13 protein-coding genes are annotated in these 17,200 nt (G+C 37.8%); 9 read left to right on the forward strand and 4 right to left on the reverse strand.

Going from position 1 to position 17,200, the window contains the following annotated elements; all coding sequences use genetic code 11:
* Positions 1-50: 50 nt before the first annotated feature.
* From FJ651_RS00385 to FJ651_RS00395, 3 genes are all read right to left on the reverse strand, one after another.
* Complete coding sequence (locus FJ651_RS00385; protein ID WP_246085273.1) at positions 51-2,300, reverse strand: transglycosylase domain-containing protein; 2,250 nt, start codon at positions 2,298-2,300, stop codon at positions 51-53.
* Between the two features lie 147 nt (positions 2,301-2,447).
* On the reverse strand, positions 2,448-3,392 hold the full coding sequence (locus FJ651_RS00390; protein WP_140988422.1) for a M48 family metallopeptidase: 945 nt from the start codon (positions 3,390-3,392) through the stop codon (positions 2,448-2,450).
* 3 nt (positions 3,393-3,395) lie between these two features.
* Entirely contained in the window at positions 3,396-3,956 is a 561-nt protein-coding gene (locus FJ651_RS00395; protein ID WP_140988423.1) for a LemA family protein, read from the reverse strand.
* Positions 3,957-4,377: 421 nt separating this feature from the next.
* Here FJ651_RS00395 and FJ651_RS00400 point away from each other — a divergent pair, with 421 nt between their 5' ends.
* From FJ651_RS00400 to FJ651_RS00440, 9 genes are all read left to right on the forward strand, one after another.
* Positions 4,378-4,977, forward strand: a complete 600-nt coding sequence (locus FJ651_RS00400) for a hypothetical protein (protein WP_140988424.1) — start codon at positions 4,378-4,380, stop codon at positions 4,975-4,977.
* Positions 4,978-5,242: 265 nt separating this feature from the next.
* Positions 5,243-6,412, forward strand: coding sequence for an ATP-grasp domain-containing protein (locus FJ651_RS00405; RefSeq protein WP_140988425.1), 1,170 nt, complete (start codon positions 5,243-5,245; stop codon positions 6,410-6,412).
* A 105-nt stretch (positions 6,413-6,517) separates the two neighbouring features.
* Positions 6,518-7,096, forward strand: a complete 579-nt coding sequence (locus FJ651_RS00410; protein ID WP_246085274.1) for a hypothetical protein — start codon at positions 6,518-6,520, stop codon at positions 7,094-7,096.
* Between the two features lie 220 nt (positions 7,097-7,316).
* On the forward strand, positions 7,317-8,390 hold the full coding sequence (locus FJ651_RS00415; RefSeq protein WP_140988426.1) for a ligand-binding sensor domain-containing protein: 1,074 nt from the start codon (positions 7,317-7,319) through the stop codon (positions 8,388-8,390).
* 253 nt (positions 8,391-8,643) lie between these two features.
* Complete coding sequence (locus FJ651_RS00420; RefSeq protein WP_140988427.1) at positions 8,644-9,759, forward strand: T9SS type A sorting domain-containing protein; 1,116 nt, start codon at positions 8,644-8,646, stop codon at positions 9,757-9,759.
* A gap of 274 nt (positions 9,760-10,033) precedes the next feature.
* Entirely contained in the window at positions 10,034-10,807 is a 774-nt protein-coding gene (locus FJ651_RS00425) for an acetolactate decarboxylase (RefSeq protein ID WP_140988428.1), read from the forward strand.
* 153 nt (positions 10,808-10,960) lie between these two features.
* A complete protein-coding gene (locus FJ651_RS00430) occupies positions 10,961-12,682 on the forward strand; it encodes an amidohydrolase (RefSeq protein WP_140988429.1) in 1,722 nt (573 codons plus the stop codon).
* 22 nt (positions 12,683-12,704) lie between these two features.
* Positions 12,705-14,195 (forward strand): M28 family peptidase, encoded by a 1,491-nt coding sequence (locus FJ651_RS00435; RefSeq protein WP_140988430.1) that lies wholly within the window; start codon positions 12,705-12,707, stop codon positions 14,193-14,195.
* A 238-nt stretch (positions 14,196-14,433) separates the two neighbouring features.
* Positions 14,434-15,237 carry a M23 family metallopeptidase gene (locus tag FJ651_RS00440; RefSeq protein ID WP_140988431.1) on the forward strand — a complete coding sequence of 268 codons (804 nt, stop codon included), beginning with the start codon at positions 14,434-14,436 and terminating at the stop codon, positions 15,235-15,237.
* 262 nt (positions 15,238-15,499) lie between these two features.
* Here the strand turns inward: FJ651_RS00440 and FJ651_RS00445 are convergent, their stop codons facing one another.
* Positions 15,500-17,131 carry an isocitrate lyase gene (locus FJ651_RS00445; protein ID WP_140988432.1) on the reverse strand — a complete coding sequence of 544 codons (1,632 nt, stop codon included), beginning with the start codon at positions 17,129-17,131 and terminating at the stop codon, positions 15,500-15,502.
* Positions 17,132-17,200: the final 69 nt, after the last annotated feature.

The raw sequence follows: 17,200 nt of genomic DNA on the forward strand, positions 1-17,200 counted from the left end.
TTTAAGATTTTTAATGATACGCCATTAGGCTTATCCTGAAACACAATAAATCAATCCTTGTCCTTGCTTTTAAATATTGAAAAGAATCCTTTTCTTTTTTTCTTGTCTTTATAGTTATTAGGTTTATTAGGGTTGGTAAATAATCTTTTTAAAAAATTGTCTCTTACGGTTTCTTCACACTGGGTTTGTGCTATGAGATGTGATGGTACTGTTTCAAATTTTGCACGGGTAATTTTATTGTATTTTGAATCTGAATTGAGACTGCTATAAAATGTGGCAAACATGGGCAAAGCGGCATTGGCTCCTTGTCCTAAGCCGGTATTTCTAAATGGAATATTCAAATCATTTCCCACCCAAACCACTGTAGTGAGTTTAGGAGTAACGGCAACAAACCAGGCGTCTCGGTTGTCTTGGGTAGTTCCGGTTTTTCCTGCAATATCGTTGTTCAACTTATAAGTAGATCTTATTCTCGAAGCAGTGCCTTTGTTGACCGTTGCCTGCATCATGTCTATCATTAAATGTCGGGTATCGTTAGAAAATGATAATTCTTTGGTAATATCGGGTGAGAACTTGGCAATTACTTTACCGTCTTTAGTTTCAATCCTGGTAATAAAAAATGGTGCGCTCACATAGCCGTTATTGGTATATGGGGTGAATGCTTTAGCCAATTCTATTACCGAAAGCTCTGCCGTTCCCAAAGCCAAAGAGGAAACTTCGGGTAGCGTTGCGCTGATGCCCATTTTTTCGGCTTGTTCAATAACCTTTTCAATACCGGTTTCCATGAGCACTTTTACTGCAATAGTATTAACAGAATTACTAAGCGCATATTTCATGGAATAATTTAAATAGGGGTCGTCATTTTCAGGTTTTGAAGCATTTTCAGGCGTATAATCTCCTGGATAGGTTACTGCTTCCATTGAAAAGTGAGAACAGGCATCAAAACCGTTTTCAAGTGCAGCTGTATAAACAATGGGTTTAAAGGTTGATCCAACCTGACGCCTGCTTTGCGATACATGATCAAATTGGTTGGCACCGTAATCAATACCTCCAATCCATGTTTTAATGGCACCTGTTTGAGGGTCTAACGACAGCATACCGGTGTTGAGCAGTTTCATATAGTGGACAAGGCTGTCAATTGAACTTGCCTTTACTGTTTGAATAGAATCCCAGTCAAACAGTTTCATATCTCTTTTAAAACGTAATGAATCATATATAGCTTCTTCCTTAAAACCCTTATCAAGCATTTGTATGTAAATTGGCAATTTTTTTATTTCATTTTTAACTAAAGTTGTGTTTACAAGCCATGGCGCCTGATTACCCCAAGAGTCTTCAAAGGCTTGCTGCAACTTGCTGATATGAGCTTTCATTGCTGTTTCGGCATAGGACTGCATTTGATAATCGATGGTGGTATAAATCTTTAAACCATCATTATAAAGGTTATAAGGTTTTCCTTTCTCGTTTTTTAAAGTGTCTAGAATTTTAGTAAGTTCTCTGCGTAATTCTTCCCTAAAATGAGTGGCTAGTCCACGATCGTGATCATAATATTGAAGGTTTAACTGAAGTGGCGTTTGATTGGCGTCTTCAGCAATATCAGGATCGAGGTATTTGTACCGCATCATTTGGTTAATAACAACATTTCTTCTGCCTAAGCTGCGCTCCGGATGCAACCTGGGATTGAAATAATTTGAAGCCTTTAGTGTGCCCACCAAGGTTGCTGCTTGTTCAATACTCAAATTTGAGGTACTAGAATTGAAAAACTTATGAGAAGCACTCTCAATGCCATAAGTGTTGTCGCTGAACGGAACGGTGTTTAGGTATAAGGTGAGAATATCTTCTTTTGAATAAATCTTTTCTATACGACGCGCAATGATTGCCTCTCTAAATTTAGTAACCACCATGCCTGTTTTACCAAGATCTCTTCTTCCATAAAGGTTTTTAGCCAACTGTTGTGAAATGGTACTTCCGCCACCGGAAGCAGCATCCTGAAGTAAAATAGTTTTAAAAAACACCCGCATCAAACTTTGACCATCTATACCGTTGTGGTCGTAAAATCGAGAATCTTCGGTAGCGATAAGAGCATGAATGAGATGGTCCGGAAAGTCCTCATAGGCAACAGACTGCCTGTCGAAACGATAATATTTTCCAAGCAGTTCACCATCGGCTGAGATAACTTCTGTGGCTTCGCTTTGTCTAATTTCTGAAAGTTCTTGTTTTGTGGGTATTGGTCCCCAAAGCCCCATTAATACACTTAAGTAGAAAAGAAAGAGCAAAGTAGCTGACGCTGCAAATAGATACAGCAAGCGTTTTACCAATTTGCTTTTAAAAAATTTCAACAGTTCTTATGTTTCTTTAAAATAAACGACTTTTAATTAGGGCTATTGTTTTTAAAGACTAATTAAATTGAAAGTAATGGTTTTTAAATTGCGCAACCTTTTTGTAAAGGCCTCTTAAAACTGTTCTAAAAACTGAATGCGCTTTTTAATAGGTGGATGCGTAGTGAACAGTCCGCCAATATTGCCAAATAAATTGGCAGACGTATCTTTTGGTGTGTTTTCGATGAAGAGTTGTTGTACCTCTTCGCTTTTGGTTTCTACGTGGTGGTTAGGTGCTATCTTTTTTAAAGCAGAAGCCAAGGCCCATGGTTTACGGGTCATTTCTGCGGCACCACTATCGGCCATGTATTCTCTTTTTCGGCTTAATGCAAACTTAAATAACAGGGAAAATAAATAGGCAACGGCAGAAATTACTAAAATCAAAATCATTAGTTTACCCGAGTCACGATTGTTACGTCCACCCATACCACCGTACAAAAAACTCCTAAAAGCGATTTGCACCACAAAGGCAAAAATGCCCACAAAGATGATACTTACCACCAGCAAACGCACATCTTTATTGCGAATGTGCATCAACTCATGGGCAATAACGCCTTCAAGCTCATCGTCATCAAGGGTTTCAATAATGCCGCGGGTAAGGGTTACGGTATAATCTTTTTCTTTAAGTCCGCTGGCATAGGCATTGAGTGCCATGCTATCAATAATTTGCACTTTGGGCATTTTCATGCCCACACTCATACAAAGGTTTTCAACCAAATTGTAAACCCTCATGTTCGATTTTCGCTCTAATGTTTTAGCGCCAGTGGCGAGGGCTATCATTTTCCCATGAGCAAAATAGGCAATTAGAAACCAAACCAAAACAACAGCTGTTACAAAAGGAACGGCACCCAAAAAGATATCTATTGCTTTATCCGGATTTGGATTACTATATTCGTCATAACTCAGAAAATAAACTACGGCAAATACCGCCGCTAAAATTAATAACGGAAAGGCAATAAGAAGCAGAATAGATTTCTGATTGTTTCTGCGGATTTGTTTCTGAATTCCAACGAATTTCACCTATTAAAATTTAATTTCAGGAGCTCTGTCTAATTCAACTCTTTGGGCTTGACCTAAATCGAACATCGGTTCTGTTTTAAAACCAAACATACCGGCAAAAATAGTATTTGGAAATTTTTGAACGGCAATATTCAATTCTTTGGTAGCCGCATTAAAGAATCTGCGTACAGCTGCTAATTTATTTTCAATGTCAGAAATTTCATTTTGTAACTGTATAAAATTCTGACTCGCTTTTAAGTCCGGATAAGCTTCCACCTGAATGTTTAAACCTTTCAGTGCCGTACCAAGTTCTTGTTCAGCCGCAATTTTTTCATTAATACCGGTAGCGTTCATGGCACGAGTTCTGGCGTTGGTAACAGATTCGAGCGTTCCTCTTTCATGTTCCATGTAACCTTTAACAGCACCGAGTAATTGCGGTATAAGATCGTGGCGTTGTTTTAACTGCACATCAATATCTGCAAAAGCATTTTCGCGGTGGTTTTTTAAGCTTACTAAAGAGTTGTAAATGGCAACAATCCAAATTACCACCACGGCGATAATTCCAATAATAATTAAAAGTGTCATATAAGTGTATTTTATAATTGATTATAATCGGTTAATTCCAAAGGTACTATATAGACGCCGAAAAAACAGAAATGTTTCAATATAATTTAACATTAGGTTTCAACTTTAAAATGCACACCCCATTTCATAAAAATAATCTAAACAAATCTTTATTGTATAGGTGTTTAACTAGCGTAAAGTCTTTAGTCTTGGCATTAAAATTATAACTTAATCCCATACGTTTGATAAAACTGCAAACCGCATACAGCCTTCGACTGTTATCCAACAACAACTTCAGGATTTTTAACTATCTAACTACAATATTTTTTAAAGGATTTGTTACATTTGATAAAATTAGTTAATCACAATATCTTTTTTATAATAAGATTAGAAATGACGATATAAAATATTGAAAACATTAAAAAAAATACTTCTCCTTTTAATGATAACTATTTTTATTTATACCTGTTCATCGTCAAAAGATAAAAAAATAAGATATTTTGATGAAAATAATGTAGAAATAAGCAAATCTAAGTTCAATCGCATACGTTCAACAAATAGATTATTAGATTTACCGGGAGATTCTATCAACCAAAAAAAACTGACTAAAAGAGAAAACCGCGGAAGAATTGATGACCGGGCAAGTTTGGAATTATTGCTTGAAAATGCAACCAATCGAGAAATTGACTCAGTAAAACCCATTGTTGTTATTTATTATCCCGGAAAAGACCCTTGTAATAGCAGCGGAACTTCAGATAGTACGTGGGTTAGAAATTGGCACGGACAATTAGAAAAAGGCTTAATGCAAGTCGCCAACGTAAAACCCATTTATATTTATAAAGATAACGACGGACTTGAAATGTACAATGGCTTAATAAATTGGTATAAGGATCCGGAAAGAACCATTGAAAAATTATTTTTTAAACATCACTATCCGTGTAACAGTCTTGTGGTAATTGCTGCAAATGGCAATTATGTTAGCTACTTTGGAGAATTTGGAATGGAATACGTTTGGAAAGCCACCCAAATGATGAATAAATAATAACTGCACTTTGCGAAATCTTTTGACTTTACAGTACATTTGAGCCTTCACCTTCAACCACCTCATAGATCTAACTACAACCACTAACCATTAATCATAAACTTTTTCGTTTTGAGCAATTGATTGTAGGGTTATATTAAGTTTTGGCTATTTTTGATCGACAGTAACTGATAACATCTCTTAGTTCGGCACAACGGTATTAAAGATGCAGATACCAGGAGTTGGCGATAATTTTAGACCAAAATCAATAAAATAGGCATTAAAAATGTACCTAATAGACAAACCATATGTTTCCGATTTTTTAATCGACACCATAAAAGAAAATAACTATCAGATAATTGCGACAGAATGCGCAAAAGAATTGGTGACCGATGCTTCATTAAATTGGATAAGCGAAGAAGAAGCCATTGCAACCTTAAAAAACAACCCTTCTCAACGCATATATTCCAATTCAGAAAATGCCCTTGGTTGGATAAAAGAAAACATTGCGGAAAGTGAATTGTCTAAACAAATCAATATTCTCAAAAACAAGGCAGAATTTAGGGAGCAGATTAAAGCCGTATTTCCGGATTTTAAGTTTCAAAAAATAAAGTTAGAAAACATTCAAGAGGTGGTTACGGAAGACTTATCATTTCCATTTGTTATAAAACCGTCCATTGGTTTTTTAAGTATTGGTGTCTATATCGTAAATGATGAAACCGAATGGATTAAGGCAAAAAGGGAAATAACATCGCAAAATTTTAAAAGTATTTTTCCGAAAAATGTACTTGATACTTCATACTTTATTCTTGAAGACTTTATTGAAGGTGAAGAATACGCCATAGATTATTATCACAATGAAAAGGGCGAGGTGGTTTTATTAAATATATTACACCACGTTTTTTCATCTGGAACAGACACAAGTGACAGAGTTTACTCAACTTCTAAATCAATAATCAATCAACATAAAGCTGGATTAGAACAGTTCTTAAGCATTATAGGCAATCAACTCAATTTGACAAATTTTCCGGCTCATGCAGAGGTAAGAATAGATAACAACGGAACAATCGTTCCCATTGAAATCAACCCTCTTCGTTTTGGTGGTTGGTGTACTACGGGCGATTTATCGGGAATTGCTTTCGGGCCAAATTCCTATAAATACTATTTTGAAAATGCTTGCCCCAATTGGGATACTATATTTAAAGGTAAAGAAAATAAAATATTTAGCATTATCGTTTTAGATAACAATTCAGGGATTAATCCTACCGATATTGCTGAATTTGATTATAAGAAACTTGCTAATGATTTAGAAAACCCATTTTTAATAAGACAACTAGATATTAATAAATATCCTCTTTTTGGGTTTGTTTTTACAGAAACTAATTCCAAAAATAAAGAGGAGCTATACAATATTCTCAATTCAGATTTGAGAAAATATATCATTATTAAAGAATAAAAACTACCACCAACAAAGATGCATTAACATATACAGGTGAAGTAAATTGATAACTTTATGCTTTGGAATCTCGCATAACTCTTATACGTGGTATTATTAACACCTATGAAAAAAACACTTCGAATATTAATTCTAACTACTACTATTTCAAGTTTTTCGTTTTCACAAAACAAGAAAATTGATAATGACAACTTCAAGTACTTTGACGAACATTATAACCCAATTTCAAAAACTGAATTTGACAATAAACAATGGAAGAACAAATTATTAAATATTCAAGGAGACTCTATTAACCATAAAATTCTTTCGGCAAGAGAACATCAAGGAACATTACAAAATAGAAGATATTTAGATTCACTTTTAACCATATCAACCAATAGAAAAATTGATTCAACAAAACCTTTGGTTATTGTTTATTACCCCGGTAAAGATCCATGTAACTCAAGCGGTTCTGCCACCAGAAGGTCAAAAAAAAGTTGGTACAACCAGATGGAAAAGGGTATTCATAAAATAAGTGAATCTAATATAATTTACGTTTATAAAACTGAAGAAGGATTGTATGGTAAAAACGATGGTTTTAAAGAGTGGATAAAAGACCCTGAACACACAATTGAAAAATTATTCTTTAAACGACACTACCCTTGTAGTAGTTTTGTAGTAATTTCTGAAAATAATGATTTTTAAGTTATTTTGGTGAATTCTCTAAAGCTTACATTTGGAAGGCTGTCGAAATAATAACAAATGAATAACAGACGTATTTCAGAAGGCCTTATATAGCTTATTGCATATAACTTACTTAGGTTAAAGTTAGTGATTAATTGCTAACTTTACAGCTTATCTGAAAATCCTCGGATATTTAACCGCAACAAGCCGTACAAACAACACGTTAGGCGTATAGAGAACAATGATGAAAAGAATATTCCTAACTATAATTATTCATACCTTCCTTTTGCAATCCTGCAGCGAACAGACTAAAAAAATTGATTTACAAAATAAAACTTCAGAAAGTGAAATTGAAAAAATTAATACTGTAACATCAAATACTTTTAATATTTCGCCCTTCACAAATGGAAACGACCAAATAAACCAAGTTGTACGAGTCGTATTTCAAGATAGCAAAGGACATATTTGGTTTGGCACAGAAAACGGTGCATTTAAACTTAAAGATAATTTATTAACTCACATCGAAAGTATTAGAAGCGAATTAGGAAAGGATGTAACCATCAAAGATATTACCGAGGATAAAGATGGTACAATATGGTTAGGGCATACGGATGGAATTACCAGTGTTGCTGGAGAAAAAGTGACAAATTATTACGAATCCGATGGTTTAATCAATAATGATGTTTGGTGTATTACAGCGGATACTGAAGGAAACATTTGGATAGGAACAATAGCAGGTGTCTGCGTATTTGACAAGAAAAACTTTGTAAATTTCGAGTTGCCGGAGGGCATAAGGGACACAACTGTTGGCGTATCAAGTACCAAGATGGTACATAACATATTAGAAGATACCAAAGGAAATTTATGGATAACCTCAAATGCAGGACTTTTTTCCTATTCAAATAATAAATTAACCCATGTTTCAAAAGAATTGGGCATCAATACAAATTTTGTAAATATGCTATTTGAAGATAGAACGGGAGGTTTATGGATTTCATCAAAAGGAGGATTATACTATTTAAAAGATCATGTAGCAAAGAATATTATAAATAAAAACATTGAAATAGGAAAAGGCATAGGAAGTATTGCAGAAGATAAAGATGGAACAATTTGGTTTGTAGTCAATCAACATTTTTTATACACCTATAATGGCAAAGATCTCACAGAATTTCAAAAATCAGAGGAAAATAAAGGGCCTGTAGTGTTTCAAATCTACAAAGACCAAGACCAGAGGTTATGGTTTGTTGGTTTTGGTGGTGCCTATCGATTAGAAAATGGGAAATTCCTCAATATAACAAAGAATGGACCTTGGTAAAACATACAAACGCACAATAGCACCCGCAAGACATTGGTGGTTCAGTGTTACTCAACCAAATTTATAAATCATCAAGATCTGCTTCTCTGCATTCACATTGGCACTGTAAATAGACGCCTTTGGGTAACTGCAAAACTTTGTTCAGCGTTAGACTATTTAATTTAAAACCAAGAATTAAGAATTGAGATATCTCAAAAAAAACATTACATTTAATTTTTTAAAACAATGCCCTTATGAAGATAAATCAACACTCATGAAAAAGCTAGTTGCAGTAACAGCATTTCTTTTAGGAACGTTTAATATCGTTGCTCAAATAACAAATGTTGAGATAAAGTTTGATTTACCAATAGTACTAAATGAATCATCAGGAGCTATATTTTTTAATAATCGGCTTATTACCCATAATGATGGGGGTAATGAAAACAAACTGTATGAATTAGATACCATTTCCGGATTAGTTACTAGAATCGTTACCATTATCAATGCTACAAATGTAGATTGGGAAGACTTGGCGCAAGATCAAACATCCATCTACATTGGCGACATAGGCAATAACAGCGGAGCTAGAACCGATTTAAAAATTTATAAAATAAATAAAAGTGATTATCTACTTTCCACCGATGTATCAGCAGAAATTATTAACCTTAGCTATGCCGATCAAGTAGATTTTACCCCTAACCCTAATCAAACAGAATGGGATGCAGAAGCACTTATGTCTTTTGATAACAATAACTTATTATTGTTTACTAAAAATTGGGTTAATGGTACAACAAAAGCCTACCCCATCCCAAAAAATAGCGGCACCTATGCTGTAAACGCCTTAACGACAACTTTAACCAACGCCGGGTTAATTACAGGGGCAACCTATAATCCATTAACAGAAAAAATATATTTAATAGGTTATAATTTAACCTTACAACCTTTTGTTTGGGTTTGCGAAAACTTTACAAACACTGATGTTTTTTCAGGTATTAATACGCAAACGTTTCTTACCGGACTGGGTTTTGAGCAAGCCGAAGCCATCACCCATATTAACGCTAACAGGTACTTTATAACATCCGAATCATTTAATATATCGCCCTTCTCAGATACTGCCAAATTGATTTCATTTACAACAAACGACAATGTTTTATCTGTTGTAGTACAAGCCACAAGGGGCATTAATTTATATCCAAATCCTGTCAAAAATATATTGTTTATTGAGGGACAAGAACTTAATTTAATTGAAATTTATGATACCAAATCTGCACTTGTGTATCGAGGTTTTGACCAGACAGTAAATGTTTCGGCACTTAATAAAGGGCTATATTTGATTAAGATTAATTTTAAAGATGGTACAAACACTATCAAGAAGATAATTAAGGAATAATTCCTGTCTTGTACCACTTTTGATAAACCCAAACAGTGGCCTCAATCAAAAACAGACCTTAACAAATTTGCCAAAAAACTCCCAAAACCTCAGCCCTATTTTTGAAGAAGTACAAAGCTGAAAATTCATTTTTTAAGCAATTGATTGTTAAGTTATTTAAAGGTTTTAGTTATATTTGAGACAATTAACTATCAATATCACCATTGGTAGGATACGGTTATAAAAGTTGGTGATGTTTGAATTTGGTGGCAATTTGAGAAAACGAGAAAACAAAATGAACCTAAAACAATTAGCAATTGTACTTTTAACAATTGCTCTGATAAGTTGTAATTCGACACAAAAAGAAAAAAACTCAGATAAAACAGAAACCTATCCTGATATTAAAATTGTCGGCGCCATGAAAAATGTAATGTGGAAGGGCGAGTTAGGCAGTAGCATTGATCTCGACAGCATTTCAAACAAAAACGGACTTTATGGACTTGGACCGGTGAGCTATTTAACAGGTGAATTGCTAATTAACAACGGAATAAGCTACGTCTCAAAAGTAACTTCAGACTCGACCATGACCGTTAAAAAAACATACGATACTTCTGCTCCCTTCTTTGTTTATGGAAATGTAACGAAATGGCATGAGATTGAATTGCCTTCAAACGTGAAATCAATTCGAGATTTAGAGAAGTTCATTGGCGACAAAACAACAGAATTCAAAAGACCTTTTGCTTTTAAATTAATCGGTCAGGTTTCAAATGCTATTATTCATATTCAAAATTTGCCTAAAGGAACAAAAGTATCATCGCCAGATAAAGCACATCAAGGACAAATAAATTACAATATTTCAAATGAAGATGCCGAAATAATTGGATTTTTCTCGACTCAACACAAAGGTATTTTTACACATCACGACTCATTTTTACATATGCACTTAATAACAAAAGACGAAAGTAAAATGGGTCATTTAGACGAATTGGAAATTGAAAAAATGAAATTATATCTCCCACTGAACGAAATCTCCACATTTCGTAGCAAAACTAAATCTCAAAGCCCATAAAACTCCTCAAACGGTTAACCTTATTCAGAGCGCTACAGTCTATAAATCCCAAAAATTACAAGAAACTAAAAGCCCTTCTGTTAAACCCTAACACCACACCGCTATCTTTAACCATTTTTACGTAACTTTCTCGCATATTAAATCCAACACATCATGCTAAAACACCTATGGCTGCTGCCGGTCCTGCTCTTATTGGGCTGCAACAGCAATACCAAACCCACTGAGGCTGCGAACCTTATTTTTAAAAACGGCAACATCTATACCGCCAACGATGCCCAGCCCACCGCGAAAGTGGTGGCCGTTACCAACGGGCGCATTAGCTATGTGGGCGATGACGAAAGCGCCATCCCTACCAATGCCGCTACCCAAACCATTAACCTCAACGGCCAAACCCTTACACCGGGCCTCATTGAAGGTCATGGGCATATTTTAGGTATTGGCTATAACGAGATGAATATAGATTTGCTTAACGTGAGCAATTACGATGAGCTACTGGAATTGGTGGCTGCAGCCGTCAAAAAAGCCGAACCCGGACAGTGGATTGTGGGTCGCGGCTGGCACCAAAGCAAATGGGTGCCGCAACCCGAGATACTGGTAAAGGGCTTTCAAACCCATGAACGCCTTAGTGCCATCACACCCAACAACCCCGTATTGCTACGCCATGCCAGTGGACACGCTTCTTTTGCCAATGCCAAAGCCATGGAAATTGCCGGCGTTAAGCCCGAAACTGTCGCTAGCCTCTCTGCAACGCTTAAAGAAGGCGAAGGCGGCGAAATTATTGTTGATGATCAAGGTGTTCCCACCGGTATTTTAGTGGAACGCGCTACCGGCTTAATTGCCCGATACATTCCCGCCAACGACCGCGCTCAGGATAAGCAGGCGCTGGTAATGGCACAAGAGGCCTGTTTGCGTTTGGGGATTACCGGTTTTCACGATGCCGGACAAAACCGTCAGGTAATTGATTTATTGCAGGAACTTCGCGACGAAAATGAGTTATCGGTGCGTATGTACGTAATGCTTACAGGCTTTGACGAAGACCTTCTCAACGAGTGGTACCAAAAAGGGCCAATGATTGACAGTACCGAGCATTTGCTTGACATTCGCTCTATCAAACTCAACTGCGATGGTGCCCTGGGCTCACGCGGTGCATGGCTCTTGGAACCCTACAGCGACCGCCCCGACCATTACGGTCATGAAACCCTGCCCATGTCTTTTGTAGAGAGCACCTCTAAAAAAGCACTGCAACACGGGTTTCAGGTCTGCGCACATGCCATTGGCGACCGCGCCAACCGCGAAATCTTAGACCGCTACGAAATTGCTTTTAACACATACCCCGATAAAACCCAAGACCACCGCTTTAGAATAGAACACGCCCAGCACCTCAATCCATCAGATATTGGCAGATTTGCCGAGCTAGGGGTGATTCCTGCCATGCAGGCCATTCACATGGCGTCAGACCGACCTTGGGCTATTGACCGTTTGGGAGAACAGCGCATTTTAGAAGGCGCTTACGTATGGCAAAAACTGCTGCAAACCGGCGTTAAAATTGTTAATGGTACCGATGCACCGGTAGAGCCCTTAGACCCACTGCCCAGTTTTTACGCCTCGGTATCGAGACGTACCTTAGCCGGTACTCCCGAAGGTGGTTATGAACCCGACCAAAAAATGACCCGTGAGCAGGCTTTAAAGTCGTACACCATTTGGGCCGCCTACGGCGCTTTTATGGAAAACGACAAAGGTAGCATTGAAGTAGGCAAACTGGCCGACTTTACCGTATTCGACAAAGACGTTATGACCATACCCGAAGACGATATTTTAAACACCACCGTGCGCATGACCGTGATTGGTGGTGAGATTAAATATCAAGCAGAATAAGAATTAAACAGTATCACAACCTATGAGAGTATTTCAATTAGTTACACTGCTATTTTTAACAAGCATTGGCCTGATGGCACAATCTGAGGCAGACAAAGTACAGGCTACGGTAGATAAAGCGAGTATTGAAGGCCATATCTATTTTCTGGCAGACGATTTGCTAAAAGGTCGTGAAGCCGGCACTGCTGAAAATAAAATAGCCGCTTCATATCTGGCCAACACGCTGCGCAGTTACGGCGTACAACCCAACCCCAAAACAGACAACTACTATCAGGAAGTTCGATTAAAAAAGACCTCACCACCCAAAAATGTGAGCATCAGCCTTAACAACCAATCCTTACCCGATTATGCGATACTCAGCGCTGCCGAGTTATCGGTAAACAACAATGCTGTTTATTTGGGTTACGGTCTGGAAGCTGATTACAGCAATAAGGATGTAACCGGTAAATTGCTTATTCTAAAAAGTGGAAGTGCCGAGACCAACGACTCTCGTGCGGCCTTTAGATTGAGACGTCAAAAACAGCAATTGGCACGAGAACACGGTGCCATTGGTATTGTGGAACTACTAAATGCCGAAGCACAAATGTGGAGTATTATTGAACACAACTTTAACACCAGCCGTTTGGCTCTTGAAAACAACAATGATACCAACAGCGAGACCAATAATAATACCTTTGCTTATGTTTGGGTATTAGACACCGATAGCAAGCTGGCAGCCTCCCTTACACCGGGTACCAGCGTACCGGCCAAAGTAAACATGAGTGCCCCTGTTGAAGAAAGCCTGATTGATTACAATGTGATTGGTGTGGTTGAAGGCACCGACCCCCAGCTAAAAAACGAATACATCATCTATTCTGCCCATTATGATCACGTGGGTATAGGCGACCCCGACGACACCGGCGATACCATTTACAACGGTGCCCGCGATAATGCTGTTGGTACGGTGACTGTGTTGAGCATGGCCGAGAATCTGGCCAAATACCCTACCAAGCGCTCTGCCCTGTTTATTTTGTTTACAGGAGAAGAAAAAGGACTACTAGGTAGTGAGTTTTATGTTGAGAATCCGGTATTACCACTGGAACAAATGGTATTTTGTTTTAACAGCGACAATGCGGGCTATAACGATACGTCTTTAGCCACCATAGTAGGTCTTAACCGCACTACCGCCACCCAACACATCACCACAGCCGCGGAAACATTTGGCCTAACCGCCACGGACGATCCCGCACCTGAGCAAGGTTTGTTTGACCGCAGCGACAACGTGCACTTTGCCGCAAAAGGCATTCCGGCGCCCACCTTTTCGTTAGGATTTACAGCCTTTAACGGCGATGTGACTAAGTACTACCACCGTCCCGGTGACGAAGCCGATACCTTAGACTATGATTATCTCTACAAGTTTTTTCAAGCCTATGTGTTATCCGGCAGAAATATTGGCAATGCAGCCGAAACACCGTTTTGGGTTGAAGGTGATAAGTACGAAGCGGTGGGAAAAACCTTATATGGGTTGGATTAATGGCTAACTATACACGAATACTGTTTTTGATTACGCTGTGAATAACTCTTATGACTGAGATTTGTGAGCCACGAATGCACGAATAATCATTTTAGTTGCTCTGTGAAGTTTTTAACTTCATATAGAGAATGACTTAAATGTTAAATTCGTTGGCTTCGAAGTCTCCCGTCTTCGGAGCGTGACCTCGGACTGCGAATATTTTTTTATATTAGTCATCTCGATACAACACGATGAACTAGTGAGAAATCTCTTAATTGTTATTTTCATAGGGCTTTTTCAAGCAGGCATCGCTCAAAGTATCAATAGCCATAAAACCTTTACCAAAGATTCGGTGTATATAGACCTGATCAATCCGTTTTACGCTCCTGTAGAGTTAACCATAGAGGCCTTAGAATCGATGGCGCCTTATATCAAAATTAAAAAGTATGCAGTATTGCAGCACGGGGATACCATTAAAAATGCGCTGGCCATACTAAGAAAACATGTAAAAGACACGGCCCGGGTTGATGTTACCCTTTATGTGAGTTTTAAGGCCGGCTTTGGTGATCCCAACGACCAACCCGACGATTCGCTGTATTTGTTACCATATCCAAAAGGCAAACGCTATAAAATTGTGCAGGGCTTTGGCGGGAAGTTTTCTCATAACCTAAAATCGTCTTTCCACGCCATAGATTTTGGATCACCCATTGGCGACACCATTACTGCCGCCCGGGGCGGAAGAGTGTTTTTGGTAAAAGAAGACTCTAAAGAACATTGTCGTACCCGCGCTTGCATGAGCAAGGCCAACAAAATTTTAATTCTGCACAGCGATGGTACCATTGCCAATTATGTACATCTTAATTTTAACGGTGCATTGGTGGATGTTGGAGACCTTGTAACAGCAGGTCAACCCATTGGCATTTCGGGTATGACCGGTTTTACTACTATACCGCATTTGCATTTTGTGGTACATAAAGCCCGTGGCGAAACCGTACCCGTTTACTTTAAAGGTATTGGAAAAACACCGTTAAAACAAGGTAAATTCTACCAACGCGCGCAATAATTTTTAGTTAGAGCGCTTCACCGTTACACTGGTTCTTAAGGGTGAATTGAGCCAGTTTTTTTGGATGTTGTCGCTTTCGTTTTGTTTAGATAAATTGATTGGCAAATCGTTGATCATAGACACAAATTTAATCCTGAAATAATAACTAAAAATTATACTGTTCAAATTAAAGGCACACTATAAATATAGCGTGCCTTATTTTGCAAATCCTAAAATCGTTAAGTACTTACTAAACTAGTTTTTTTATAAATTGTTTTTTAGCTTATGCCACAACACTTAGTGTTTTGTGCTCTTTGGTTGGTTTAGAACCAACTTCAAATTGATTGGCTGTATTTTTCTCACCGCCTGCCTTTAGTGCTTTTTCACCTGCAAAGAACGTTTTATGATCATCTCCTAAGTCAGAACCTGCCATTCTTTGGTGTTTGACACAAGACACTTTTTTTCTAATTTCTTGCCGTTGTACACCTTGTACATAGGCCAACATCCCTTCTGGTCCGTAATAACCTTCGGTTAAATCATTCATATGCAATGCTGTTGTATGATAGGTAGGTAGGGTAATTAGGTGATGAAAAATTCCTGCTTCTTTAGCTCCGTCTCTTTGGAACATTCTAATTTTTTGATCTGCACGAAAGCTCAATTCTGAATTATCGTACTTTACATCCATTAAATTATTCCTATCGTAAGCCGTCATGTTTTCACCTTCAGCAAGCATTTCATCAAAGACTTGATTGCGGAAGTTTAATGTCCAGTTAAAAGAAGGCGAATTGTTATACACCAATTTAGCATCAGGCACAACTGATCTAATTCTGTTAACCATATGTGCAATTTGTTTCACATTAGGGGTTGGTGTTTCTATCCATAATAAATCAGCCCCATTTTGCAAGCTGGTGATACAATCGAGCACCACTCTATCGATGTTTGAACCGTCTTTAAATTTATATAAGCCATTGGCAAGTCGAGTTGGACGCACCAGTTTCCCATTTCTTTTAAGTAAAACATCATCTTCTTTTGCCTCTTCTATCGCAACATCTTCAGCTTCAACAAATGCTAAATATTGAGATGCCAAATCACCCGGTTCTTGACTCACAGGTAGTTTTTGAGTTAACCCGGCACCTTCAGAATCTGTGCGTGCCACGATAATTCCATCTTCAATCCCTAGCTCTATAAAAGCATATCTCACTGCATTTAGCTTTGCAATAAAATCTTCATGAGGCACTGTAACTTTTCCATCTTGATGTCCGCATTGCTTGGCATCGGAGACCTGATTTTCAATTTGAATAGCACAAGCACCTGCCTGAATCATTTTCTTTGCTAATAAATAGGTCGCCTCTTCGTTACCAAATCCGGCATCGATATCTGCAATAATTGGAACGATGTGCGTTTCAAAATTATCTATTTCATTTTGAACATCTTCTCCTTTTTCAAGTCTTCTAAACAAATCATTCAGCTCAATGGCATCTGCCTGACGCAAGAAATCATAAATTTCTTCAATAAGCCCCGAAACTGCTGTTTTCTCGTGCATAGATTGGTCTGGTAGTGGTCCAAATTCAGAACGCAATGCGGCAACCATCCAACCGGATAAATACAGGTAACGTTTGCTGGTTGTTTTGTGGTGTTTTTTAATCGCAATCATATTTTGTTGCGCCACAAACCCATGCCAGCAGCCTAGAGACTGTGTGTAATTTAAAGGGTCTGCATCATAGTCTGCCATATCTTGTCTCATAATGGCAGCTGTGTATTTTGCAATATCCAATCCGGTTTTAAACTGATTTTGAACCACCATTCTTGCGGCACTTTCCGGGTTGATGGCATTCCATGTGCTGCCATATTTTGCTTTAAGGTCTCTCACTGTTTGCAACGCTGAATAATAGTTGCTTTGTGCTAAATTTTTCATAATTTTACGATTGATTATTAATGTTTATTCCAAATTTTGATAATTAAGTCTCGCACACTATTGCCGTAG

The sequence above is a fragment of the Paucihalobacter ruber genome, from assembly GCF_006494535.1.
GTDB classification, from domain to species: domain Bacteria; phylum Bacteroidota; class Bacteroidia; order Flavobacteriales; family Flavobacteriaceae; genus Paucihalobacter; species Paucihalobacter ruber.

Coding starts and splice junctions, on each gene's coding strand:
- FJ651_RS00395 (WP_140988423.1), bottom strand. CDS start 3,956: ATGACACTTTTAATTATTATTGGAATTATCGCCGTGGTGGTAATTTGG.
- FJ651_RS00400 (WP_140988424.1), top strand. CDS start 4,378: ATGATAACTATTTTTATTTATACCTGTTCATCGTCAAAAGATAAAAAA.
- FJ651_RS00405 (WP_140988425.1), top strand. CDS start 5,243: ATGTACCTAATAGACAAACCATATGTTTCCGATTTTTTAATCGACACC.
- FJ651_RS00410 (WP_246085274.1), top strand. CDS start 6,518: ATGAAAAAAACACTTCGAATATTAATTCTAACTACTACTATTTCAAGT.
- FJ651_RS00415 (WP_140988426.1), top strand. CDS start 7,317: ATGATGAAAAGAATATTCCTAACTATAATTATTCATACCTTCCTTTTG.
- FJ651_RS00420 (WP_140988427.1), top strand. CDS start 8,644: ATGAAAAAGCTAGTTGCAGTAACAGCATTTCTTTTAGGAACGTTTAAT.
- FJ651_RS00425 (WP_140988428.1), top strand. CDS start 10,034: ATGAACCTAAAACAATTAGCAATTGTACTTTTAACAATTGCTCTGATA.
- FJ651_RS00430 (WP_140988429.1), top strand. CDS start 10,961: ATGCTAAAACACCTATGGCTGCTGCCGGTCCTGCTCTTATTGGGCTGC.
- FJ651_RS00435 (WP_140988430.1), top strand. CDS start 12,705: ATGAGAGTATTTCAATTAGTTACACTGCTATTTTTAACAAGCATTGGC.
- FJ651_RS00445 (WP_140988432.1), bottom strand. CDS start 17,131: ATGAAAAATTTAGCACAAAGCAACTATTATTCAGCGTTGCAAACAGTG.